Source organism: Tamlana flava (genome assembly GCF_041287255.1).
Taxonomy (GTDB): domain Bacteria; phylum Bacteroidota; class Bacteroidia; order Flavobacteriales; family Flavobacteriaceae; genus Tamlana; species Tamlana flava.
Map to the genome: position 1 here is coordinate 389854 of NZ_JBGGTX010000003.1, position 20736 is coordinate 410589.

18 protein-coding genes and 1 riboswitch are annotated in these 20736 nt (G+C 37.1%); of the genes, 3 read left to right on the forward strand and 15 right to left on the reverse strand.

Features of this window, described 5'->3' with window-relative positions; all coding sequences use genetic code 11:
- Positions 1-31 precede the first annotated feature (31 nt).
- The 15 genes from cysM to ACB104_RS10925 all read right to left on the reverse strand — a co-directional run bounded on the left by cysM (position 32) and on the right by ACB104_RS10925 (position 17353).
- Positions 32-922: a cysteine synthase CysM gene (cysM, locus tag ACB104_RS10855; protein ID WP_370478646.1), complete on the reverse strand. Its 891-nt coding sequence runs from the start codon at positions 920-922 to the stop codon at positions 32-34.
- Positions 906-1649 (reverse strand): serine O-acetyltransferase EpsC, encoded by a 744-nt coding sequence (gene epsC / locus ACB104_RS10860; RefSeq protein ID WP_370478648.1) that lies wholly within the window; start codon positions 1647-1649, stop codon positions 906-908. The genes cysM and epsC overlap by 17 nt, the downstream gene beginning before the upstream one ends.
- 129 nt (positions 1650-1778) lie before the next feature.
- On the reverse strand, positions 1779-2831 hold the full coding sequence (locus ACB104_RS10865; RefSeq protein WP_370478650.1) for an NAD(P)/FAD-dependent oxidoreductase: 1053 nt from the start codon (positions 2829-2831) through the stop codon (positions 1779-1781).
- Positions 2824-3417: a precorrin-2 dehydrogenase/sirohydrochlorin ferrochelatase family protein gene (locus tag ACB104_RS10870; RefSeq protein WP_370478651.1), complete on the reverse strand. Its 594-nt coding sequence runs from the start codon at positions 3415-3417 to the stop codon at positions 2824-2826. Before ACB104_RS10870 ends, ACB104_RS10865 begins: the two co-directional genes overlap by 8 nt.
- Before the next feature lie 3 nt (positions 3418-3420).
- Entirely contained in the window at positions 3421-4182 is a 762-nt protein-coding gene (cobA, locus tag ACB104_RS10875; protein WP_370478653.1) for a uroporphyrinogen-III C-methyltransferase, read from the reverse strand.
- Positions 4183-4192: 10 nt separating this feature from the next.
- On the reverse strand, positions 4193-6295 hold the full coding sequence (locus ACB104_RS10880; RefSeq protein ID WP_370478655.1) for a ferredoxin-like domain-containing protein: 2103 nt from the start codon (positions 6293-6295) through the stop codon (positions 4193-4195).
- Between the two features lie 9 nt (positions 6296-6304).
- A complete protein-coding gene (locus ACB104_RS10885; protein ID WP_370478656.1) occupies positions 6305-7552 on the reverse strand; it encodes a sulfate adenylyltransferase subunit 1 in 1248 nt (415 codons plus the stop codon).
- 72 nt (positions 7553-7624) lie between these two features.
- The gene (gene cysD / locus ACB104_RS10890) at positions 7625-8530 is read right to left on the reverse strand and encodes a sulfate adenylyltransferase subunit CysD (RefSeq protein WP_370478658.1); all 906 of its coding nucleotides are present in this window, start codon (positions 8528-8530) and stop codon (positions 7625-7627) included.
- Positions 8531-8540: 10 nt separating this feature from the next.
- A complete protein-coding gene (locus ACB104_RS10895) occupies positions 8541-9161 on the reverse strand; it encodes a phosphoadenosine phosphosulfate reductase domain-containing protein (protein WP_370478660.1) in 621 nt (206 codons plus the stop codon).
- Between the two features lie 12 nt (positions 9162-9173).
- Positions 9174-9431 (reverse strand): DUF2061 domain-containing protein, encoded by a 258-nt coding sequence (locus tag ACB104_RS10900; protein ID WP_370478661.1) that lies wholly within the window; start codon positions 9429-9431, stop codon positions 9174-9176.
- Between the two features lie 164 nt (positions 9432-9595).
- Positions 9596-10012, reverse strand: a complete 417-nt coding sequence (locus tag ACB104_RS10905) for an RrF2 family transcriptional regulator (RefSeq protein WP_370478662.1) — start codon at positions 10010-10012, stop codon at positions 9596-9598.
- Positions 10013-10030: 18 nt separating this feature from the next.
- The gene (locus tag ACB104_RS10910; RefSeq protein ID WP_370478664.1) at positions 10031-10831 is read right to left on the reverse strand and encodes a PhzF family phenazine biosynthesis protein; all 801 of its coding nucleotides are present in this window, start codon (positions 10829-10831) and stop codon (positions 10031-10033) included.
- Positions 10832-10843: 12 nt separating this feature from the next.
- Positions 10844-12016: a trans-sulfuration enzyme family protein gene (locus tag ACB104_RS10915; protein ID WP_370478666.1), complete on the reverse strand. Its 1173-nt coding sequence runs from the start codon at positions 12014-12016 to the stop codon at positions 10844-10846.
- A 38-nt stretch (positions 12017-12054) separates the two neighbouring features.
- Complete coding sequence (thrA, locus tag ACB104_RS10920; protein WP_370478668.1) at positions 12055-15453, reverse strand: bifunctional aspartate kinase/homoserine dehydrogenase I; 3399 nt, start codon at positions 15451-15453, stop codon at positions 12055-12057.
- 126 nt (positions 15454-15579) lie between these two features.
- A riboswitch (SAM riboswitch) is annotated at positions 15580-15703 on the reverse strand.
- A gap of 99 nt (positions 15704-15802) precedes the next feature.
- Positions 15803-17353, reverse strand: coding sequence for a hypothetical protein (locus tag ACB104_RS10925; protein WP_370478670.1), 1551 nt, complete (start codon positions 17351-17353; stop codon positions 15803-15805).
- Between the two features lie 148 nt (positions 17354-17501).
- Between ACB104_RS10925 and ACB104_RS10930 the strand changes: the two genes are divergently transcribed.
- The 3 genes from ACB104_RS10930 to ppgK all read left to right on the forward strand — a co-directional run bounded on the left by ACB104_RS10930 (position 17502) and on the right by ppgK (position 20735).
- Positions 17502-18677: a 2-isopropylmalate synthase gene (locus ACB104_RS10930; protein ID WP_370478671.1), complete on the forward strand. Its 1176-nt coding sequence runs from the start codon at positions 17502-17504 to the stop codon at positions 18675-18677.
- A 6-nt stretch (positions 18678-18683) separates the two neighbouring features.
- The gene (gene leuB / locus ACB104_RS10935; RefSeq protein WP_370478673.1) at positions 18684-19802 is read left to right on the forward strand and encodes a 3-isopropylmalate dehydrogenase; all 1119 of its coding nucleotides are present in this window, start codon (positions 18684-18686) and stop codon (positions 19800-19802) included.
- Positions 19803-19985: 183 nt separating this feature from the next.
- A complete protein-coding gene (gene ppgK / locus ACB104_RS10940; RefSeq protein ID WP_370478675.1) occupies positions 19986-20735 on the forward strand; it encodes a polyphosphate--glucose phosphotransferase in 750 nt (249 codons plus the stop codon).
- Position 20736 lies beyond the last annotated feature (1 nt).

Here is a 20736-nt window from a genome sequence, read left to right on the forward strand (position 1 = left end):
TTTAATTTGAAAACTCTCCAGTTGAGAAATTCTATTCAAACAAAGTTGATGATAAATACCTGTCGCCACGGTCGCAAATAATGGCCACAATTACACCTTCATCAATTTGGTTTGCTATTTGTAAGGCGCAATATACAGAGCCACCACTACTCATACCTGCAAAAACACCTTCTTCTTTTGCAAGTCTTATTGTTGTGGCTTTGGCATCGGCTTCGGTAACTTCTATAACTTGGTCTACTTTTTTTCTGTTGAAAAACTTAGGAACATATTCTTCAGGCCACTTTCTAATGCCCGGGATTCTAGAATCATCGTCGGGTTGTGCCCCTACAATAGTTACGTCTTTATTTTGTTCTTTCAAATAGGTTGAAACGCCCATTATGGTTCCTGTGGTTCCCATGGCAGATACAAAGTGCGTTATCTTTCCTTTGGTAGCCTTCCAAATTTCTGGCCCCGTGGTTTTGTAATGGGCTTTCCAGTTATCGTCGTTTTCAAATTGGTTCAACAATGTATAGCCTTTTTCATCACGAAGCTTAAATGCCAAATCGCGAGAGCCTTCAATACCAACATTAGCTGGTGTTAAAATAACCTCAGCGCCATAAGCACGCATTGTTTTTACGCGTTCTTCGGTGGAATTCTCCGGCATAATCAATACCATATTCAAGCCTAAAAGTTTAGATATAAAAGCCAACGCTATACCCGTATTTCCACTGGTTGCTTCCACCAATGTACCACCTTTCTTAATATCACCTCGTTTCAGGGCTTCATAAATCATATTAAAAGCTGGGCGGTCTTTTACGCTCCCACCAGGATTATTGCCTTCTAATTTTAAAAACAACCTTACCCCTCTTTTATTTATAAGATGCGTTGCTTCAACTAATGGCGTATTGCCTATTTGTCCAAGGATGCTATTTTCGAATTCCATTCTTTTTGGGTCTGATTTTTATTTCGGTTTGATAGGTTACCAATGAATTTTCAGGAACAGATTGCGTTATCCAAACGTTCGCACCAATTACACTGTTTGCACCAATGGAAATATCACCTCCTAAAATTGTTGCATTGGCGTAAATGCATACATTATCCTCAATAGTTGGGTGGCGTTTGGTTGACGCCAAGCTTTTTGCCACTGAAATACCTCCCAAGGTAACCCCTTGATAAATTTTTACGTTTTCTCCAATGATTGAGGTTTCCCCAATTACAATACCCGTGCCGTGGTCAATGTAAAACGAGTCACCAATGGTTGCTCCCGGGTGAATATCAATTCCTGTAATTCCGTGAATATATTCACTCATCATCCTTGGTAAAATATAGACTCCCAATAGATGAAGCGCATGGCTCAACCTGTAAATTGAAATGGCATAAAACCCTGGATAAGCCAAATAAATTTCTTCTAAACTATGCGAAGCTGGGTCATTTTTTTCAAAAGCTATGGCATCTAAATCCAATTTCTTCCTAATATTGGGTAAATCGGCTTTAAATTGCTTCCAAATGCTTTCACTATTTTCTATTTGAAGTTTTGAAAGTATCTGGTAAAAGGTATTTTCTAAATATTCTTCTTGTTCTAATTCCTGTTGGCAATCGAACAAGGAATAAAACAACCGTTTAGTAAATGTCTTAACGGTATCCTTTAAACAAACATTATAACTTTTCATGTCCTAATGACTAAAATTTTGATTTCATAAAAGTAAAATTTATCCGTTTAAATCCTACTTATTTAAACATTAAATCCTGTAAGGTTTCCTAAGAAATCCTACAGGATCGATTATATATAAAAGCTAAGTTTAGTTAATAGCCTGTACAACCGCTTTAGGGGCTTCTTTTCTTGACCCATCAAAACCATCAATACCACTAACTGTTGTATATTTTAACACATACTTTTTACCTGGGTTAATGATTCTGTAGGCTGCTTGGCACATTAAAGTGGCCTCGTGGAATCCACAAAGAATCAGTTTTAGTTTTTCAGGATATGTATTTACATCGCCAATGGCAAAAATACCAGGTATATTGGTTTGATAGTTTAATGAGTTATCCACTTTAATGGCGTTTTTCTCAATTTCCAGTCCCCAATTGGCAATAGGTCCTAACTTTGGAGACAACCCAAATAACGGAATAAAGTGGTCTGTTTCAACTCTAGCAGCTTCGCCGTCCCTAACATAGGTTACAGCTTCCAATTTACCTTCACCATGTAGTTCGGTTACCTCAGCAGGCGTAATTAAATTGATTTTGCCTTCTTGGGTCAAGTCCCTTACTTTCTCTACAGAATCCAGAGCACCTCTAAATTCATTCCTTCTGTGTATCAACGTAACTTCGGAAGCGACATCAGCCAAAAAGATACTCCAATCCAATGCAGAGTCACCACCTCCAGAAATAACGACACGCTTGTTTCTGTAAAATTCTGGATCTTTAATAATGTATTCCACACCATTATCTTCAAAATCTTGAATTCCGTCAATCCCCGGTTTTCTTGGTTCAAAGGAGCCCAATCCACCTGCAATAGCAACTACTGGCGCATGATGTTTTGTGCCTTTGTTGGTAGTAACAATAAAAGAACCATCGTCCTGTTTTTCAATAGTTTCGGCACGTTCACCCAACGTAAAACCAGGCTCGAACTGTTTGCCCTGCTCCAACAAGTTTCTGGTTAAATCTCCTGCCAATATTTCTGGAAATCCAGGAATATCATAAATTGGTTTTTTAGGATAAATCTCGGAACATTGCCCCCCAGGTTGTGGCAGTGCATCAATTAAATGACACTTTAGTTTTAACAAACCCGCCTCGAAAACTGCAAATAATCCTGTCGGTCCTGCTCCTATTATTAATATATCTGTTTTAATCATTTTTAAGATTCTTTTTCTCAATTAATCCTTTGGTGAATTCGTTCAGTGTTTCCACTTTTTCCTCGAAATCTCCTTTTATTATTTTTCTATATTCATTTAAATTTTTTACTAAATCGTCGACATTTTCAGGAATTACATCCTCAAAAAACTGGCGTAAACGTTTAGCCGTTGTTGGCGATTTTCCATTGGTTGAAATAGCCACTTTTACGTTGCCTTTGGTTACGATACCACCCATATAAAAATCGCAATATGGTGGATTATCGGCCACATTAACCAAAATGCTCTTTTTTCGGCAATGCCTGTGAACCTTGATATTAACCTCTGGAATATCGGTCGTTGCAACAACAATATGCTTTCCTTTTAAGTACTTTTTTTTGTACTTCTTTTTTATCAGCTTGACATTTCCTTGTTTAGCCAACGACACTGTACCTTCCCGAAACATAGGAGCTACCATGGTTACGTGCGCATCTGGACTTGACTTTAAAAGGAATGTCAATTTTTCCTCAGCCACATTGCCGCCACCAACTATAAGAAAGTTTAAGTTTCTAACTTTTAAAAAAATGGGATATAAATTATTACGTTCCATAATTTACTCCTTGGTCACTTCAGCACAAATGGAACTTAATACAGCTCTCTCCTTAACCACATCGCCAATAACGATGATTGCTGGCGATGACAGCTGTTTTTCAACCACAATGTTTTGAATTGTGCTAATGGTACCAATACCAACATTTTCATCGTTTCTGGTTCCATTTTGGATGATTGCAATTGGTTTATCTTGTTTGTTTTCTTCGGAAAAAATCCTAACAATATCATCCAATTTATGCATGCCCATTAAAATGACAATCGTTGCAGTTGATTTTGCCGCCAAAGCAATATCATTGGACAGTTGATGTGCTTTGGTAGTTGCCGTAACCACCCAAAAGCTCTCGGAAATACCTCGTTTAGTCAACGGAATACCTTGGTATGCTGGCACTGCCACAGATGATGATATACCAGGAACCACAAATGTTTCCAGACCAAATGGCCGTACATAATCAATTTCCTCGGCGCCTCGTCCAAAAATAAATGGGTCACCACCTTTTAATCGAACAACGTGTCCTTTTTCCTTGGCTTTGGAAACAATCAATTCATTAATTTGCTCTTGCTGAAATGCATAGCACCCCTTGCGCTTCCCAACAAAAATAAGCTCAGCGTCTTCTGAAGCATATTTTAAGAGAGATTCGTTTATAAGTGCATCGTACAGGATAACATCTGCCGAGTCAATAGCCTTAATCGCCTTAAGGGTTATTAAATCTTCATCACCTGGACCAGCGCCTACAACGGTTAATTTTGGGGTTTTAATACTCATACATTATTAATTAAACAGCTTGTCTTTTTACAGTTTGGGCTTCTCTATACGCCTTAACTTCTTCTAAAAACTGGTTTGCTGCTTTTATATATTTTGTTGCAAAATCTTCCGTAGGTGCAAATTTATTAATTTGATATATCAATTCAGAAAAAGAACTCCCTAAATCAATCTTACCGGACTTCACAAACAGCTCATCAAACTGGCTAATAATTCCCGCATGCGTGTTTGTTGATTTGTTTTCGGCCAACAATAGCGCTTTCGCGGAATTTACTAAAGAGCTGTACGCATGGTAAATAGCACTTGAATATACTTTATTTTCTAGTGATTCTTTAGCATTTTCAATTTTTTCTTCACTTTCAAAAAATAGTGTCGCAATCAAATCTATAACTACACCAGCACATTCGCCAATACCAATTTCCTTTACATATTCTTCTTTAGCACCCCAATCGATAAAATCATCTTGGGTTAAATTGGTAACATCTTGAAGGTCATTCAGCAAATCGTAGAAATAGCGTTCCCCTGTCACCTTGTAATATTCGATAAATGATTTTCCGCTCGCATTTGCTTCAAAATCATTTAAAATTCTTCGTAAAGCTTCTGGTCCACGCTTACTTGGCACTTTCACAACTTTATCGGCAAACTGGCCGTTACCGTTCTTTAGGTTACCTCCACCTAGCAATACTTGCAGAGCAGGAGCAACTAATTTGTCTGGTGTTCGAACGGACATGCCTTGAAAACCAATATTGGCCATGTTATGTTGGCCGCAGGCATTCATACAGCCACTGATTTTTATCACCACATCGTCGTTCTTTAAATATTGTGGGTATTCAGCTTTAATAACGCGTTCCAACTCATCTGCAATACCTGTACTACTGGCGATACCCAAATTACAGGTATCTGTACCTGGACATGCTGTAATATCAACGGCTTTGTTATAACCAGCTTCAACAAAACCTAATTTTTTCAATTCGGTGTAGAAAAATGGCACCAATTCCTCCTTAACAAAAGGAATGACAATATTTTGACGCAGAGACAAACGTATCTCTCCAGCGGCATATTTCTCAACCAAATCGGCCAACAACCTAGCTTTATCTGTATAAAAATCTCCTAAAAGCACTTTTATACCTATAGCTACATAACCTTCCTGTTTTTGGGGAATCAAATTGGTTGACTTCCAAGTTTCAAAGGCCTTTACGTCTTTAATTTTAACTGAAGGAATGCTTTTAAGGTTTATTGGTTTAGAGGCCTCATATGAATCTGCATCAATAGCTACAGACTTAAACTCAACAGCATGCTGTTCAGCGGTGACTAACTCTTTAAAAGCCTCTAAACCAATATCCTTAATCAAGAATTTCATACGTGCTTTGGCGCGACTTTTACGTTCGCCATGACGATCAAAAATCCTCAAAACACCTTCCATTATTGGGATGATTTTATCAGTTTCAATAAAATCATAAAGCACATCGGCATGTCGTGGTTGGGAACCCAAACCACCGCCAATCATTACTTTAAATCCGCGTACACCATCTTTAATTTTGGCTATAAAACCAAGGTCGTGCATGTATGACAACCCAGTATCTTCATCCGAAGACGAAAAAGACACCTTAAACTTTCGTCCCATTTCTTGACAAATAGGATTTCTTAGAAAAAACTTGTAAAGTGCATCAGCGTATGGAGATACATCAAAGGGTTCGTTAACATCGATACCAGCCGTCTCACTTGCCGTTACGTTTCTAACCGTGTTACCACAAGCTTCTCGCAAGGTTACATCATCACGCTCCAATTCTGCCCACAATTCTGGGGTTCTGTTTAATTCCACATAGTGGATTTGGATATCTTGACGTGTTGTGATGTGCAAACGTCCACGGGAATATTCATCCGAAACATCAGAAATTCTTCGTAATTGATTGCTCTTTACTTTTCCGTACGGCAATTTTATACGAATCATTTGTACGCCTTCTTGACGCTGACCGTAAACCCCGCGCGCTAAACGTAGACTCCTGAATTTTTCTTCATCTATACTGCCGTTGTTGAAAAGCTCAATTTTTTTAGCTAATTCAATGATGTCCCTTTCAACAACTGGATTTTCTATTTCTGTTCTAAAACTCTGCATTTTCTTTTTTTATTGGATGAATCCTGCACCAACCGTATTGTTGGATTGAGGATCGATTATGATAAACGACCCATTAGTTCTATGGTTTTTAAATTGATCATAGAAAATAGGTTTGTTTAATTTAAAGGTTACCGAAGCAATATCGTTAACACCTAAACTGGTTACGCCTTTTTCAAAACCAGAATAATCTGGATGAATTTTGTGATTGATTCTATCAACTTTTGCCAACACCTTATTAATTCCATGCTGAACAATATACTTCCCACCAGTTGTTAATTCATCTGAATCCATCCAGCAAACATTGGCCGTAAACTGCTTGTCGATTGTAGGCAAATCATTTTCCTTAACAATCATATCACCACGGCTTACGTTGATATCATTTTCTAGAGTAATGGTAACTGAAGAACGTCTTGATGCCGTTTCGTACTTTTCATCATAGAAATAAATCTCCTTTATCTTAGATCTGGTTTTAGATGGCAACACAATAATATCGTCACCAACACTTAAATTTCCACCATATACTTTTCCTGCATAGCCTCTAAAATCATGAAACTCTTCAGTTTTTGGGCGAATAACATATTGTACTGGAAACCGAGGTGTACCGACATTAAAAATGTCCGCTTTGTCTAATTTCTCTAAGTGTTCCAATAAAGCCTCGCCTTTGTACCAAGGCATTTTATTAGAAAGGTGAACAACATTATCTCCTTTTAAGGCACTTACAGGAATAAAGGTGATTTTTTGGTCTTGGTAATCGCGTTTGCTCATCAACTCCTCAAAATCGGCTTTAATTTTATTGTAAACTTCTTCCGAATAATCCACCAAATCCATTTTGTTGATGGCTACTACAACATCTTTAATCCTCAATAAATTATTGATAAAGAAATGACGGTTGGTTTGCTCAATTACGCCTTTACGTGCATCAATCAAAATGATAGATGCTTGCGACGTTGAAGCTCCTGTCACCATGTTTCTGGTATACTCCACATGGCCTGGAGTATCTGCTATAATATAGCTTTTCTTTCCGGTTGAAAAATAAATATGGGCCACATCAATAGTGATTCCTTGTTCTCTTTCGGCTACTAAACCATCAGTTGCCAATGAGAAATCCAAATAATCGTAACCACGTTGTTTACTTGTTTTTTCAATAGCTTCCAATTTATCCGTAGTCAATGATTTTGTATCGTAGAGAATACGCCCAATCAACGTACTTTTTCCATCATCTACACTTCCTGCTGTTGCAATTTTTAATACTTCCATTTATTTTTTTGCTTTATACTTTAAGCTTCTCGCTCAAGCAATCTAACTTTATCTTATTTGATTAGCTTTTGGCTAAAAATACCCTTGTTGTTTACGTTTCTCCATGGCTGCCTCAGAGCGTTTGTCATCAATTCGGGCACCGCGTTCTGAAATTGTTGAATCTCTGATTTCCTCTACAACTTTAGAGATTGTTGAAGCTTCAGACAATACAGCCGCTGTACAGCTCATATCACCAACGGTTCTAAAACGTACCATTTCCTCAATAACTTCTTCATGGTCATCTCTGTAAACCACCTCATCGTCTACAGACCAAATCAAGCCATCTCTTAAGAATACCTTACGCTTATGCGCGAAATAAATAGATGGTATTTCAATATTTTCTTTTTCTATATAAGACCAAACATCCAACTCCGTCCAGTTTGAAATTGGGAACACGCGTACATTTTGTCCGTGCTCTATTTGACCGTTCAACATATCGAACAATTCTGGGCGTTGGTTTTTTTCATCCCATTGGCCAAAATCATCTCGTACTGAAAAGATTCGTTCCTTGGCCCTTGCTTTTTCTTCATCACGACGTGCGCCTCCAATACATGCATCAAATTTGAATTCTTCAATGGCATCCAAAAGTGTCGTAGTTTGCAATTGGTTTCTACTAGCGTATCTACCTGATTCTTCTTTTACTTTTCCTTGGTCTATGGAATCTTGAACGTTACGAACAATTAACTCCAATCCTAATTCTTCAACCAATCGATCCCTGAACTCTATGGTTTCAGGAAAGTTATGTCCCGTATCAATGTGCATTAAAGGAAACGGCACCTTTGCAGGGTAAAATGCCTTTACGGCCAATCTTACCAAGGTGATGGAATCTTTTCCTCCTGAAAATAGCAACACTGGCTTTTCAAACTGTGCCGCCACTTCTCTCATAATATAAATCGCTTCGTTTTCTAGCGAGTTGATATGTGATGTATCTTTCTTCATAATCTTATTTTTAAGCGTGTAAACCACACTCTCTATTCTCTAATGCTTTAGTTGGATCGAAATATTTAAATTCATTTGGCAAATTATTTTCTACTAAATAGCCATCTAGTTTTTCGTCAGACCAATAGTAAAACGGACTCACTTTTAGAACACCATCTTTACTTAAACTGAAAATACCAATGCTATCTCTAAAAGCCGTTTGACCTTGGCGTAAATTGGTAAACCATACTTTTGGTTTATGCTCTTCCATGGCTCTTTTGAACGGTTCGAGTTTCACTTGCTGCGTGAATAAGGCATGTTCTGGAGCATCAATGCTCGGAATGCCCATAACCACATCTCGATGTGCAGATGTTTGTTTAGGAACATATAAAAAGATATTTAAATCCAAATCCTTAATTACCTGCTCTGCATGTCTGTATGTTTGTGGTGTGTTATAGCCTGTATCGCACCAAACTACAGGAATTTTAGATTCAACCGAACTTACGGCATGCAAAATTGCCGCCTCGTAAGGCCTGAAATTGGTGGTAACAACAGCCTCATCATTAAGCTCAAATCCTTTTTTTATGATATCGGCAGGTGCAGCATCTTTAAATGCTTCGTTTAATTCTATTATTTGATTTTCTGTAAACATCTTAATCTCTATTTATTTTCCCCATTTAATGGTATTCCAAACACGCTCATGGAAAAAATACAATACCATTTTTGTTATTAATTCAATGCCTCCAATTGAAAACGCCAAATCCAATTTCCCAGTAATAACCCATGAAATCAGTATGGTATCCAAGGTTCCAATGGTCCTCCAACTTAAAGATTTCACTACACTTCTAATTGGTTTTTCGCTAGTGCGGTCTTCTTTATAAGAGGCCTTTTCTTTATCTTTTAATAACATTTGTCCAATCATTTGTCTCTAAATTAGATTAATCCTATCAGTTTAATAGGAATTACAAAAGTAATACTTTTTTTTAGATGACAAATAGTATTTACCACTTTTTAGAATAATGGAATATTTTTAAGATAAACGCAAGAAAATCAGCAGTAATTGCAAAATATTTTATGAAATCTTTATCAGTTTTCTTTTGATAAATCTTCTAAAGTAGTGTTTCTGAACACATTTAGTGTGCTATCGCGCACTTCAATCATTAACTTGTGCACACTACATGCGTTCTCATCTGGGCAGTCATCACATTTTTCGTAATAATTTAAACTCACGCAAGGCACCATGGCAATTGGGCCCTCAAGAACACGCATGACCTCGGTCATTAAAATTGCAGACGGTTCTTTTCGTAGATAGTAACCCCCGTGCTTTCCTTTTTTAGAACCTAAAATACCAGCCTTTCGCAAGGTCAATAAGATGCTTTCCAAAAACTTTTGGGGTATTCTTTCGTTTTGGGCAATTTCTCCCACTTGCACCGGGTCTTCCCCTTCTTGCCTCGCAATAAAGGTTAGCGCTTTTAGGCCGTATTTAGTTTTTTTAGATAGCATGGTGCTAATATAGGTAATTTATATTTTCAGTTTAGCTTCAAAAACAGTAATCGCTTTTCCTTTAATTTCCACTTGATTACCTAAACTGGAAACACTTACCTGCCCTTGCCTTTTTGAAACTTGCAGTGAAAACATATCCTTTTTACCCAATTTGTTGGACCACAATGGCGTTAAGGCACAATATGCAGAGCCCGTAACAGGGTCTTCGTTTATACCCAATGAAGGCGCAAAACACCGAACTACAAAATCAACGTTTTCAAGTTTGCTTTTAGAAGTTATCATTAAATGCCCCAATCCATTGATTTTCATCAACTCAAAATTTGGATTAGCTTTTTCAATATCACTTTCATCTTCAGAAAGGGCAACAATCCAATTATAGTCACTTGCATAGACTTCAACAGGCTCAAAACCCACAATATTCTTAAAATTATCAGGCATGGCTACTTTGTTTAATGAATACCTTGGGAACAGCATAGCCATTAAATCGCTATTCTTTGTAATCGTTAAATCGCCACCTTTAGCTTTAAAGTTTATGGACTCATCTTCACCCTTTATACCCAATTGATAAATGACATGTGCAGAAGCCAATGTAGCATGGCCGCAAAGCGGCATTTCGGTTGTTGGTGTAAAATACCGAATGTTAAAACCTTTATTGCTTGGTGTAACAAATGCTGTTTCAGACAAATTCATTTCGGCTGCCACATATTGCATTAGCTCATCCGAAAACGAATCGTCAACAATCATAACCCCTGCTGGATTTCCTTTAAATGCTTCATCTGTAAAAGCATCTACCTGATATATGGCTTTGTTATCAACCACCTTTTAATGTTTTTAGTTTAAAGCCTGCTTCAAATCGGAAATAATATCATCTACATGCTCCAAACCTACAGAAATACGCACCATACCGTCCGTAATACCTACTGCTGCTTTTACTTCGTCTTCAACCTTAGCATGTGTTGTACTGGCGGGATGGGTTACAATAGTTCTGGTATCTCCTAAGTTAGCAGACAATGAGCACATTTTTATGCTATCAAAAAAAGACCTTCCTCCTTCTAAACCACCTTCAACCTCAAAAGCTACAATATTTCCACCAAGACGCATCTGCTTCTTGGCAACATCGTACTTGGGATGTGATTTTAAAAATGGATATTTAACCCATGTTACTTTTGGATGGGCTTCTAAATAGGTTGCAATCTTTAAGGCATTTTCACAGTGTTTTTCAACCCTAACTGCCAAAGTTTCCAGAGATTTTGATAATACCCAAGCGTTAAAAGGACTCATAGCCGGACCCGTAAGTCTTGAAAACAAGTAAATTTCTCTAATCAATTCCCTATTACCAACCGTAATACCACCGAGTACACGGCCTTGACCGTCCATTAATTTTGTTGCTGAATGAATCACCAAATCGGCACCATGTTTAATCGGATTTTGTAAATACGGTGTTGCAAAGCAATTATCAATTACCAACAACAAACCATGCTTTTTACAAATGGCACTTAAATATTCCAAATCCAAAACATCTACCCCAGGATTTGTTGGGGTTTCCGCATAAATAAACTTGGTATTGGGTTGAATTAAATCCTCAACAGTTTCAGCTTCATTTACATTAAAATAGGAACACTCAATATTCCATTTTGGAAAATACTTAGTGAACAAACCATGGGTTGCACCAAAAACAGAACTGCATGAAACCACATGATTGCCAGCATCCAACAAGGTGGCAAACGTTGAAAACACCGCAGCCATACCACTAGAAAAGGCGAAACCCGCTTCAGCCCCTTCCATAGCGCATACTTTGTCTACAAATTCGTTAACATTAGGGTTGCTATAACGGCTGTACAAATCGCGCTGTTTTTCTTCAGCAAACGACGCCCTCATTTCTTCGGCATCATCAAAAACAAAACCTGATGTTAAATATAAGGGTACGGAATGTTCTGAAAACTGAGTCGTTTCGCTTTGTGTACGTATTGCTTCTGTTTCGAAATGTTTTTTCTCTTCTTTCATTTTATCTTCTTTAGGTTTCGACTGCGCTCAACCTGACATTAATTTATATGTTTAGACAACCTTAAAATATCCCCAAAAACTCCTCTTGCGGTTACCTCAGCTCCAGCTCCAGCTCCTTGAATGACAATGGGCTGTTCACCATAACTTTCTGTGAATATTTCAAAAATGGCGTCGCTACCTTTTACATGGCCAAGGGTGCTATCTTCTGGAATAGATACCAATTTTACCTCAAGATTTCCCTTATCTTGCGATAAATCGCCCGATAAATCACCAACATATCTTAAAACATGACCAGGTTTTTGGTTATTCTTTATTTTTTGATATTGCTCATCCAAAACATCTAGCTGGCTTAAAAAGGACTCCACTGAAATATCCCGATAAACTTCAGGAATTAAATTTAATACCTTAACATCCTCAAATTCATTTTGTAAATCTAACTCTCTGGCCAAAATTAAAAGCTTTCTGGCCACATCATTTCCTGAAAAATCTTCACGTGGATCGGGCTCTGTAAGCCCTTTATCAATGGTTTCCTGAATAATTTCACTGAACGGCTTATTTCTAACAGAAAAATTATTGAACAAATAACTTAAAGTTCCTGAGAAAACCCCTCGAATTCTGGTGATATTTTCACCCGATTCGTGCAATAATTTAATAGTGTCAATCAACGGCAAACCTGCACCGACCGTAGTTTCATACAAATATTGCTTGTTATGTTCTTTTAATTGTACCCTTAAATCTTGATAAAAATCATGTGAAATGGTATTGGCAATTTTGTTGGACGACACCAAATCAAAACCAGCTTCAACCAACGGCACATAATTTTGATAGAATGTTGCACTTGCCGTATTATCTACGGCTATTAAGTTTTCTAAATGATGGTTTTTGGCAAAGGTTATGATATCGTTAATAGAAAGATTGTTGCTAACCTCGGCAATATCTCTTTTCCAATTTTTGGTGATTCCATTTTTGTTTAAAAGCACCCGTTTTGAGTTGGCAATGGCAAAAATATTTAAATTGATGCCTCGGCGTTTTTCTATATCATCTTTTGATTTTAAAAGCTGATTTATCAGGGCACCGCCTACACCGCCATGACCAAATATGGCTATGTTAATCTTTTTTGAAATTCCAAAAACTTCCCCATGAATAACATTAACGGCTTTGTGCAGTTGAGCCTTTTTAACCACCAAACTCACATTTTTACCTGTAACCGTGTTGTTGAAAAGCAACGGTGTTATTTGGTTTTTAATAAGGGCATTGAATGGTTTATGGAACGAGCTCAGCTCAATTCCAACGATTGAAATGACTGCAACATCATCAACTACGTCAATTTTATTGACATCTTGGGAATAAAAATCACGTTCAAATTCACGTTCCAAAGCAATAACAGCTTGGGTAGCCTGGTCGGCATTGATAATCAAACCAATACCGCGTTCTGAAGAACCTTGAGATACAATGCTCACGCTAATACCGTGGTTACTCAAGGCACCAAAAATTCTGGCATCCACACCAATTTTTCCAAGTAATCCGCGTCCTTCCAAATTCAATAAGGCCACGTTGTTTAAAACCGATAACGAGGTCACTTCCTTTGTACTGGATTTGGCAGTAATCAAAGTACCTTCATCATTAGGATTAAAAGTATTTAAAATACGAAGGTTGATGTTTTTTTCAACTAGCGGAATTATGGTTTTTGCGTGCAATACCGAAGTACCAAAGTTTGCCAATTCGTTAGCTTCACTGTAGGACAGTTCTCTTATTTGTTGTGCATCGGCAACCAAATCTGGGTCGGCCGTATAAATCCCATTCACATGGGTATAATTCTGCAATTCTTCGGCATCCAAAAAATTAGCGATTAAAGCTGCCGTATAATTGCTGCCATTTCTACCTAAAGTCGTGGTTTCATTTTTAAGATTGGACGCAATAAAACCAGTTATAATATTTACAAAATCTTTATTGGCCTTAAAATACGCTTGGGTATTTTCTTTTGACAATTTAGATAAAGGTTGGGCATTGCCAAAAGCTTCATCGGTTTTTATCAACTCCCTGGTATCGGTGGCTTTGGCCTTGATACCACGGTCATTCAGCATTTGGGTGATTAGCTTAACGGCCAACAATTCGCCTTGTGCCAAAATGTTATCCTTGGTTTTTTTACTGTAATCGCGTAATAAGCTTACCCCTTCAAAAAGCTTTTCCAAAATTGAAAATTCCTCGGTAAAATCTACAGTTTTTGAAGGCTCATTTTGGTATGCTTTAAACGCTTCAAAATCATCAAAATAAGGCTCCCCTTTAATGGCCTTATTTAAAATAGACTCCAAATCGTCAGTTGCCGAGCCTCTTGCCGAAATAACCACACTAATGCGTTCGCCTGCATTTACTTTATCTTCTATAATTGAAAGCACAGTCTCCAAACCTTTTCCGTTTGCCAAAGACTTGCCTCCAAATTTTAATACTTTCATTCTTTTTCTTTTTGAATCTGGCACAAAAATGCCCTCAATAATTTTTTCCAATTGTTCGTACTCCATTAAAAAAGCGTCGTGCCCGTGTACTGAGTGTATTTCGTTATAGGTAACATTGGGGTTTGTTAGCGCCAACTGCTTGTGGGTTTCCCGGTTTTCTTCAGCGGTGAAAAACAAATCGGAATCAACCCCAATGATGTGAATATTGGCCTTAATGTTATCCAACACATTAAAATCGTTTGTTCTGCCTTTGGTAACATCAATGGTTTTTAACAATTGATTCATTAATTTATACGCTGAAAGCTGAAAACGCTCTTGCAACTTTTTGCCATGGTGAAGCAACCAACTCTCCACATTAAAAATCTCTAAATCATCATTTTTTGAACGCTGAAAACGTTCCTTGAAAGATTCAGGCGTTCTGTAGCACAACATGGCATGCATCCTGGCATCGTGCACCGGATTTTTGGAATTTAACAGAAACTGTTCCTGAATCTGGCAATTGGCAATAAGCCAATCGGTTGATTTCCAATCGGTAGCCACAGTAATTAGATGCTCAGTGAAATCTGGTTTGTTCACTGCCATTTCCCAAGCGATACCACCACCCAAAGACCCACCAATAGTAGCAAAAACTCTTTCAATATTCAATATATGCAGCCCCTGTAAAAACAAATTAGCCACATCCCTTGCAACAAAATCCTTGTAATTTTTAATAACAAAACCATCATAACCATTTCCGGGCACATTAAATGCCAAAATGGTGTACAACTTGGTATCGATCACTTTGCCATCGCCAATTAAATCTTTCCACCAGCCATCTTTTCCCGCCACATTACTATTGCCCGTAAGCGCATGGTTAACCAAAACCACTGGGGCATTCCCTAAAATCTGACCGAAAACTTGATAGCTCAAATTAATTTCAGGTATAGCCGCACCACTTTCTGTAGTGTAATTTTTAATGGTAATATGTTGAAGCTCGTTGTTCAAAATATGTTTATCGTTTTAAAAATGATGCACAAAATTAACCCATATAAGCATAACCTTATAATTATTGAGCAACTTAATAGAAGGATGTTAAAAAGAAATTTAAAAATCACATGGTGTAATTTCAGTTTGTTATCTATCCAAAAATATTCTAAACACATGTTAGAATTGGGTAGAATTTAGCACCTTCTTTACAGATAAAGGGTTGCTAAGGCTTCAAAGGGTCTAATCCCTCCACCTTTCTTGATAACATTTTCAATAAGCTTTTGAACTTTGTGAATGCAAATATTCGTTCAGAAAAATTTAATATCCAAATTTTTTGGTGAAAATTTTGCTACCGAAACAAATAACTTTACTTCTCATGGCGTCTGTCATGAAACTTGTTTCTGATGACCAGACCTATTGGTCTATTTTGAATTTTGGATTCCAGCCATGAAATAATATCTAGATATAAAAAGGCTCGACTTTGGTAAGGGTCGTTTTCAAATTCCTTTAATTTTTTATGGAGTTTTATAAATTCATTTTTTACCTCATGTGGATAAATATCTCCCAAACCACGTAAAAACTTTATGAACTCCTTTTGCACTTCGTACAGATCTTCCATTTTAATTAAAAACTTGTAAGTGCTTCTAATCAAGACATCTAAGTTATAGTCCAACCCAGCTTCGTAATGGGCCACGAGATTTAAAATACGAGAAAAACACAACAAATCTTCGCGCATTTGTAGAGATTTGTTGCTTATTATTTTATCTAAAAATTGAATGCACTTTTTGTTTTCACCAGCACCAAAATACATGCTGGCTATTTTGTAATAAAACACCATGATGTGGTGCTCATCAATCCGGTTTTTGTAGTTCTTCAACCGGTCTAAAACCTCATCAATTAATGGCAACCCTTCTTCAAAACTTCCCTCTATAAAATGCAGGTTGAATTTATTGTTATAAACGAATAGAAAAGCAAGACTTTCGTTATTATCATCCAACGGGAACCATTTTTTCTTTGTTATTTCTTCTAATCGGTTAAGTGAAAACTTAAATTTTTCATGCTGCCTTAAATAAAACAAGGCCTCCAACAGATAATGGTTGCCCCTTAAAAAAAACACAGGATTTAAAACAATCATATCTTTATTTTCATAGAAAAGGTCAACCCATTTTGAAGCATATTTGTAACAGGACAAAAAATCTACGGTTAAAAAACTATACCACAAATATGATTTGTAAAGCCAAAGTTTTTCCCTAAACCCTAGTTTATTAATGTCGTACTTTGGAAGTCGGTCATTAAAATATTTAGTTATTATTTTATGTTCATCGTCATTTTTAACATAACCCGTTTTTAAAAATAACCCGTACAGCTGAAGTGATAAATTTGAAAGTTTACTGGCCAAAACATTTTGCTGGCTCAGCTCTTTAGCCTGAATGGAAAGTTCATCCGCTCGGTTACTTAAACTTCTTGTAATATATTGAGATTCAATAACTTTTTCCAACTCTACAATTTCATAGGCCACGTTTTTCTCTTCATTTGATATAGCTAAGTTTTTTGCTTTATCCAAAATCTTCAAACTTTGTTTATATAACCCTTTATGGTAAAGAATAGTCGCAAAATCTAATTGCTCCCGAATCTGGATTCTCACATTTTGATGTGAAGGGTTTAAGCGCAAACTGATTAAAATCTGTTTGTACAAATGGGCCTTAAGGTTAGAGAGTTGCTGCTTTTTAACAATCCCCTTTTTAAGAATTACGCCCTCGTCATACACTGTAAGTTTATCAAGAATATTAAAAAGTGTCAAGAATTTTGAGTCTTCGTTCACCCCCAATCTTCCGACATAAAGTTTAAATTGTCGTTTTTCAGATTTTGACAACGATTTTACCAAAACAAACAGGTTATCTTTTTGCTCTTTTGTCATAGTTATATAACAGGTTGTAAAATATTTATTTTCAGCAATTTAAGTTAATAATTAACACGTTTAACATCGTAAAAAACAAATATGGAATTCCATTTTTAAAAAACCAAAATATACATTCGTATCACAAAAAGAAAATTTATTTAAATAAATGTCTGATAATAAAGTCCAAATTTTTGACACTACCCTCAGAGATGGTGAGCAAGTGCCTGGCTGTAAGCTAAATACTGCCCAAAAATTAGTCATTGCTGAACAGCTTGACTTATTGGGGGTTGACATCATTGAAGCTGGTTTCCCCGTATCTAGCCCAGGTGATTTCAAATCTGTTGAAGAAATTTCAAAAATAGTAAAAAATGCTACGGTTTGTGGTTTAACACGATCTGTAGAAAACGATATAAAAGTTGCTGCTGAAGCTTTAAAATATGCCAAAACTCCTAGGATTCATACAGGTATTGGTACTTCAGATTCGCACATACAGCACAAATTCAAATCCAATAGAGAAGCTATTATTGAACGCGCTGTTAACGCCGTTACTTACGCAAAATCGTTTGTGGAAGATGTCGAGTTTTATGCGGAAGACGCTGGTAGAACCGACAATGAATATTTAGCGCGTGTTTGTGAAGCTGTAATTAAGGCTGGGGCAACGGTTTTAAATATCCCTGACACTACGGGTTATTGCTTGCCAAGTGAATATGGAGCCAAAATAAAATACCTAAAGGAAAATGTAAAGGGTATCGAAAAAGCTATTCTATCCTGCCATTGCCACAACGATTTAGGTTTGGCAACGGCAAACTCCATTGAAGGTGTTATAAACGGAGCACGCCAAATTGAGTGTACCATTAATGGAATTGGCGAACGTGCCGGTAACACTGCTTTGGAAGAAGTGGTAATGATTTTAAGACAGCATCCTTACTTGAATTTAGATACCAACATCAAATCTGAAATGCTTTATGGCATTAGTCATTTGGTATCGGACAGCATGGGCATTTACACCCAACCTAACAAAGCCATTGTTGGAGCCAATGCGTTTGCCCACAGTTCAGGAATACACCAAGACGGTGTGATAAAGAATCGTGAAACTTATGAAATTATTGACCCAAAGGACGTTGGCGTTACAGAATCAGCGATTGTTTTAACGGCAAGAAGTGGTAGAGCAGCTTTAGCCTATAGAGCAAAAAATATTGGTTATGAGTTAACAAAACTTCAGTTGGACGAAATCTATGCTAACTTTTTAGATTTTGCCGACAATAAAAAGGAAGTTGATGATAACGATATCCATTACATCATAGAAAACAGTAAAGTTTATAAAGAGATTACCTCTGCTTAAGTAAATATGAAATTAAATATTGCCGTTTTACCAGGTGATGGCATTGGTCCAGAAGTCATAGCACAAGCCGTAAAGGTCTTGAAAGCTATTGCTATGGAATTCAATCATGTATTTACATTTCAAAATGCTTTGGTTGGCGCTAGTGCCATTGATAAAATGGGTACGGCATTACCAAAAGAAAGTATTGATATCTGCAAAAAAGCAGACGCAGTTTTATTCGGCGCCATTGGAAAAACATCTTTTGATCTTGACCCAAATGCCAAAATACGTCCAGAACAGGGCCTTTTGGGCATTCGAAAAGAATTGGGTCTGTACACAAACATAAGACCTATAATAGCCTACGATGATTTGTTGGGTAAATCTTCATTAAAAGTAAAGCAGATTAAAGACACCAATATCCTCATTTACCGCGAACTTACAGGTGGTATCTATTTTGGTGAAAGAAGCATAAGTGAAGACGGCAATACAGCGTCAGATGTTTGCACCTATCATCGTTTTGAAATAGAACGCATTGCCCACCAAGCTTTTAAAGCGGCTCAATCAAGAAGAAAAAAACTAACTCTTGTGGATAAGGCCAACGTATTGGAAAGCTCTAGGCTTTGGAGGCGCATCGTGCAAGAAATTGCTCCGCAATACCCAGATGTAAAGGTAAACTACATTTATATTGACAATGCTGCCATGGAGCTCATCATCAGACCAAGACAGTTTGATGTTATTTTAACCGAAAATATGTTTGGAGACATCCTTTCTGAAGAAGCCAGTGTTATTGTTGGTTCCATTGGTTTATTGGCATCGGCATCCATCGGAGATAATCATGCTATGTTTGAGCCTATTCATGGTGCCTATACCAAAGCAGCCAATAAGGGCATTGCAAACCCCATTGCCTCTATTTTATCGGCCGCCATGCTATTGGATCATTTTGGTTTGGACGAAGAAGCTTCACTAGTTAGGGAAGGTGTGGATAAATCATTGAAACTTCACATTACTACTCCAGATTTAAACAATAAATACGACAACATAAGCACCACAAAAGTGGGCGATTTTATTGAAGATTTTATCAATAATCCAGATGAGACCAATCTAAACTTTACTAACATACATTTAGGGCAATCCACAATTATTTAATTATTTGAGTTAGTCGCCAACAAATTAAACTTAACATTTTGGAGTCCTTAAAAGCGCATTTAACCATTGCGCTTTTTTAATGGAAAAAATTTAGTTGACTATTAAAAAACCTAAATTTAGCTTTCATCTTTTATTTTAATCAAACTTTGTATCTTTCATCTTCCAAAACTAAAAACGCACATTATGGAAATTCTTGGGATAGACATTGGTGGTTCAGGAATGAAAGGGGCCATTATAAACTCTGAAACCGGAGAGCTGATAACCGAACGTTTTCGGATTCCAACACCTTCTTCCCGAAAGCCAAAGGCCATGTCCAAAACGTTTAAAGAAATTGTGGAGCATTTTAACTACGATGGGCCTGTTGGATGCGGATTTCCATCCATCATCAAAAAAGGTGTTTGTAAAGCTCCAGGAAACCTACACGAAAGTTGGGTAGGTGTAAATGCCGAAACCTTGTTTTCTGAAGCTTGTGGTTTACCTGTTACTGTTATCAATGACGCCGATGCCGCTGGTTATGCCGTAATGAATTATGGCATTGGAAAAGATAAAGTTGGATTGGTTATTATGGTAACTATAGGTACGGGATTGGGCAGTGGCGTATTCTTCAATGGCGAATTAATTCCGAATTTCGAATTGGGACAAATTCCTTACCGGAAGTATGAAAAAATAGAGCACTATGCCGCTGCATCCATTAAGGAACGAAAAGATTTAAGCTTTAAAAAATGGGGCAAACGGTTTAATATTTTTTTAGAGTTGATTGAAACTATTTTTTGCCCAGACCATATTATTTTAGGTGGTGGCACATCAAAAGATTTTGATGAATTTAAAAAATGGATAAAAATTGACACACCCGTTATTCCAGCTGAACTAGGCAACCATGCCGGTTTAATTGGCGCAGCGGTCGCCACTATGCATCCTCATGTAAAAAATTAAG

Excerpts from the sequence above, each read along its gene's own strand:
- cysM (WP_370478646.1), bottom strand. The coding sequence starts at position 922 with ATGGAATTCGAAAATAGCATCCTTGGACAAATAGGCAATACGCCATTA.
- epsC (WP_370478648.1), bottom strand. The coding sequence starts at position 1,649 with ATGAAAAGTTATAATGTTTGTTTAAAGGATACCGTTAAGACATTTACT.
- ACB104_RS10865 (WP_370478650.1), bottom strand. The coding sequence starts at position 2,831 with ATGATTAAAACAGATATATTAATAATAGGAGCAGGACCGACAGGATTA.
- ACB104_RS10870 (WP_370478651.1), bottom strand. The coding sequence starts at position 3,417 with ATGGAACGTAATAATTTATATCCCATTTTTTTAAAAGTTAGAAACTTA.
- cobA (WP_370478653.1), bottom strand. The coding sequence starts at position 4,182 with ATGAGTATTAAAACCCCAAAATTAACCGTTGTAGGCGCTGGTCCAGGT.
- ACB104_RS10880 (WP_370478655.1), bottom strand. The coding sequence starts at position 6,295 with ATGCAGAGTTTTAGAACAGAAATAGAAAATCCAGTTGTTGAAAGGGAC.
- ACB104_RS10885 (WP_370478656.1), bottom strand. The coding sequence starts at position 7,552 with ATGGAAGTATTAAAAATTGCAACAGCAGGAAGTGTAGATGATGGAAAA.
- cysD (WP_370478658.1), bottom strand. The coding sequence starts at position 8,530 with ATGAAGAAAGATACATCACATATCAACTCGCTAGAAAACGAAGCGATT.
- ACB104_RS10895 (WP_370478660.1), bottom strand. The coding sequence starts at position 9,161 with ATGTTTACAGAAAATCAAATAATAGAATTAAACGAAGCATTTAAAGAT.
- ACB104_RS10900 (WP_370478661.1), bottom strand. The coding sequence starts at position 9,431 with ATGATTGGACAAATGTTATTAAAAGATAAAGAAAAGGCCTCTTATAAA.
- ACB104_RS10905 (WP_370478662.1), bottom strand. The coding sequence starts at position 10,012 with ATGCTATCTAAAAAAACTAAATACGGCCTAAAAGCGCTAACCTTTATT.
- ACB104_RS10915 (WP_370478666.1), bottom strand. The coding sequence starts at position 12,016 with ATGAAAGAAGAGAAAAAACATTTCGAAACAGAAGCAATACGTACACAA.
- ACB104_RS10925 (WP_370478670.1), bottom strand. The coding sequence starts at position 17,353 with ATGACAAAAGAGCAAAAAGATAACCTGTTTGTTTTGGTAAAATCGTTG.
- ACB104_RS10930 (WP_370478671.1), top strand. The coding sequence starts at position 17,502 with ATGTCTGATAATAAAGTCCAAATTTTTGACACTACCCTCAGAGATGGT.
- leuB (WP_370478673.1), top strand. The coding sequence starts at position 18,684 with ATGAAATTAAATATTGCCGTTTTACCAGGTGATGGCATTGGTCCAGAA.
- ppgK (WP_370478675.1), top strand. The coding sequence starts at position 19,986 with ATGGAAATTCTTGGGATAGACATTGGTGGTTCAGGAATGAAAGGGGCC.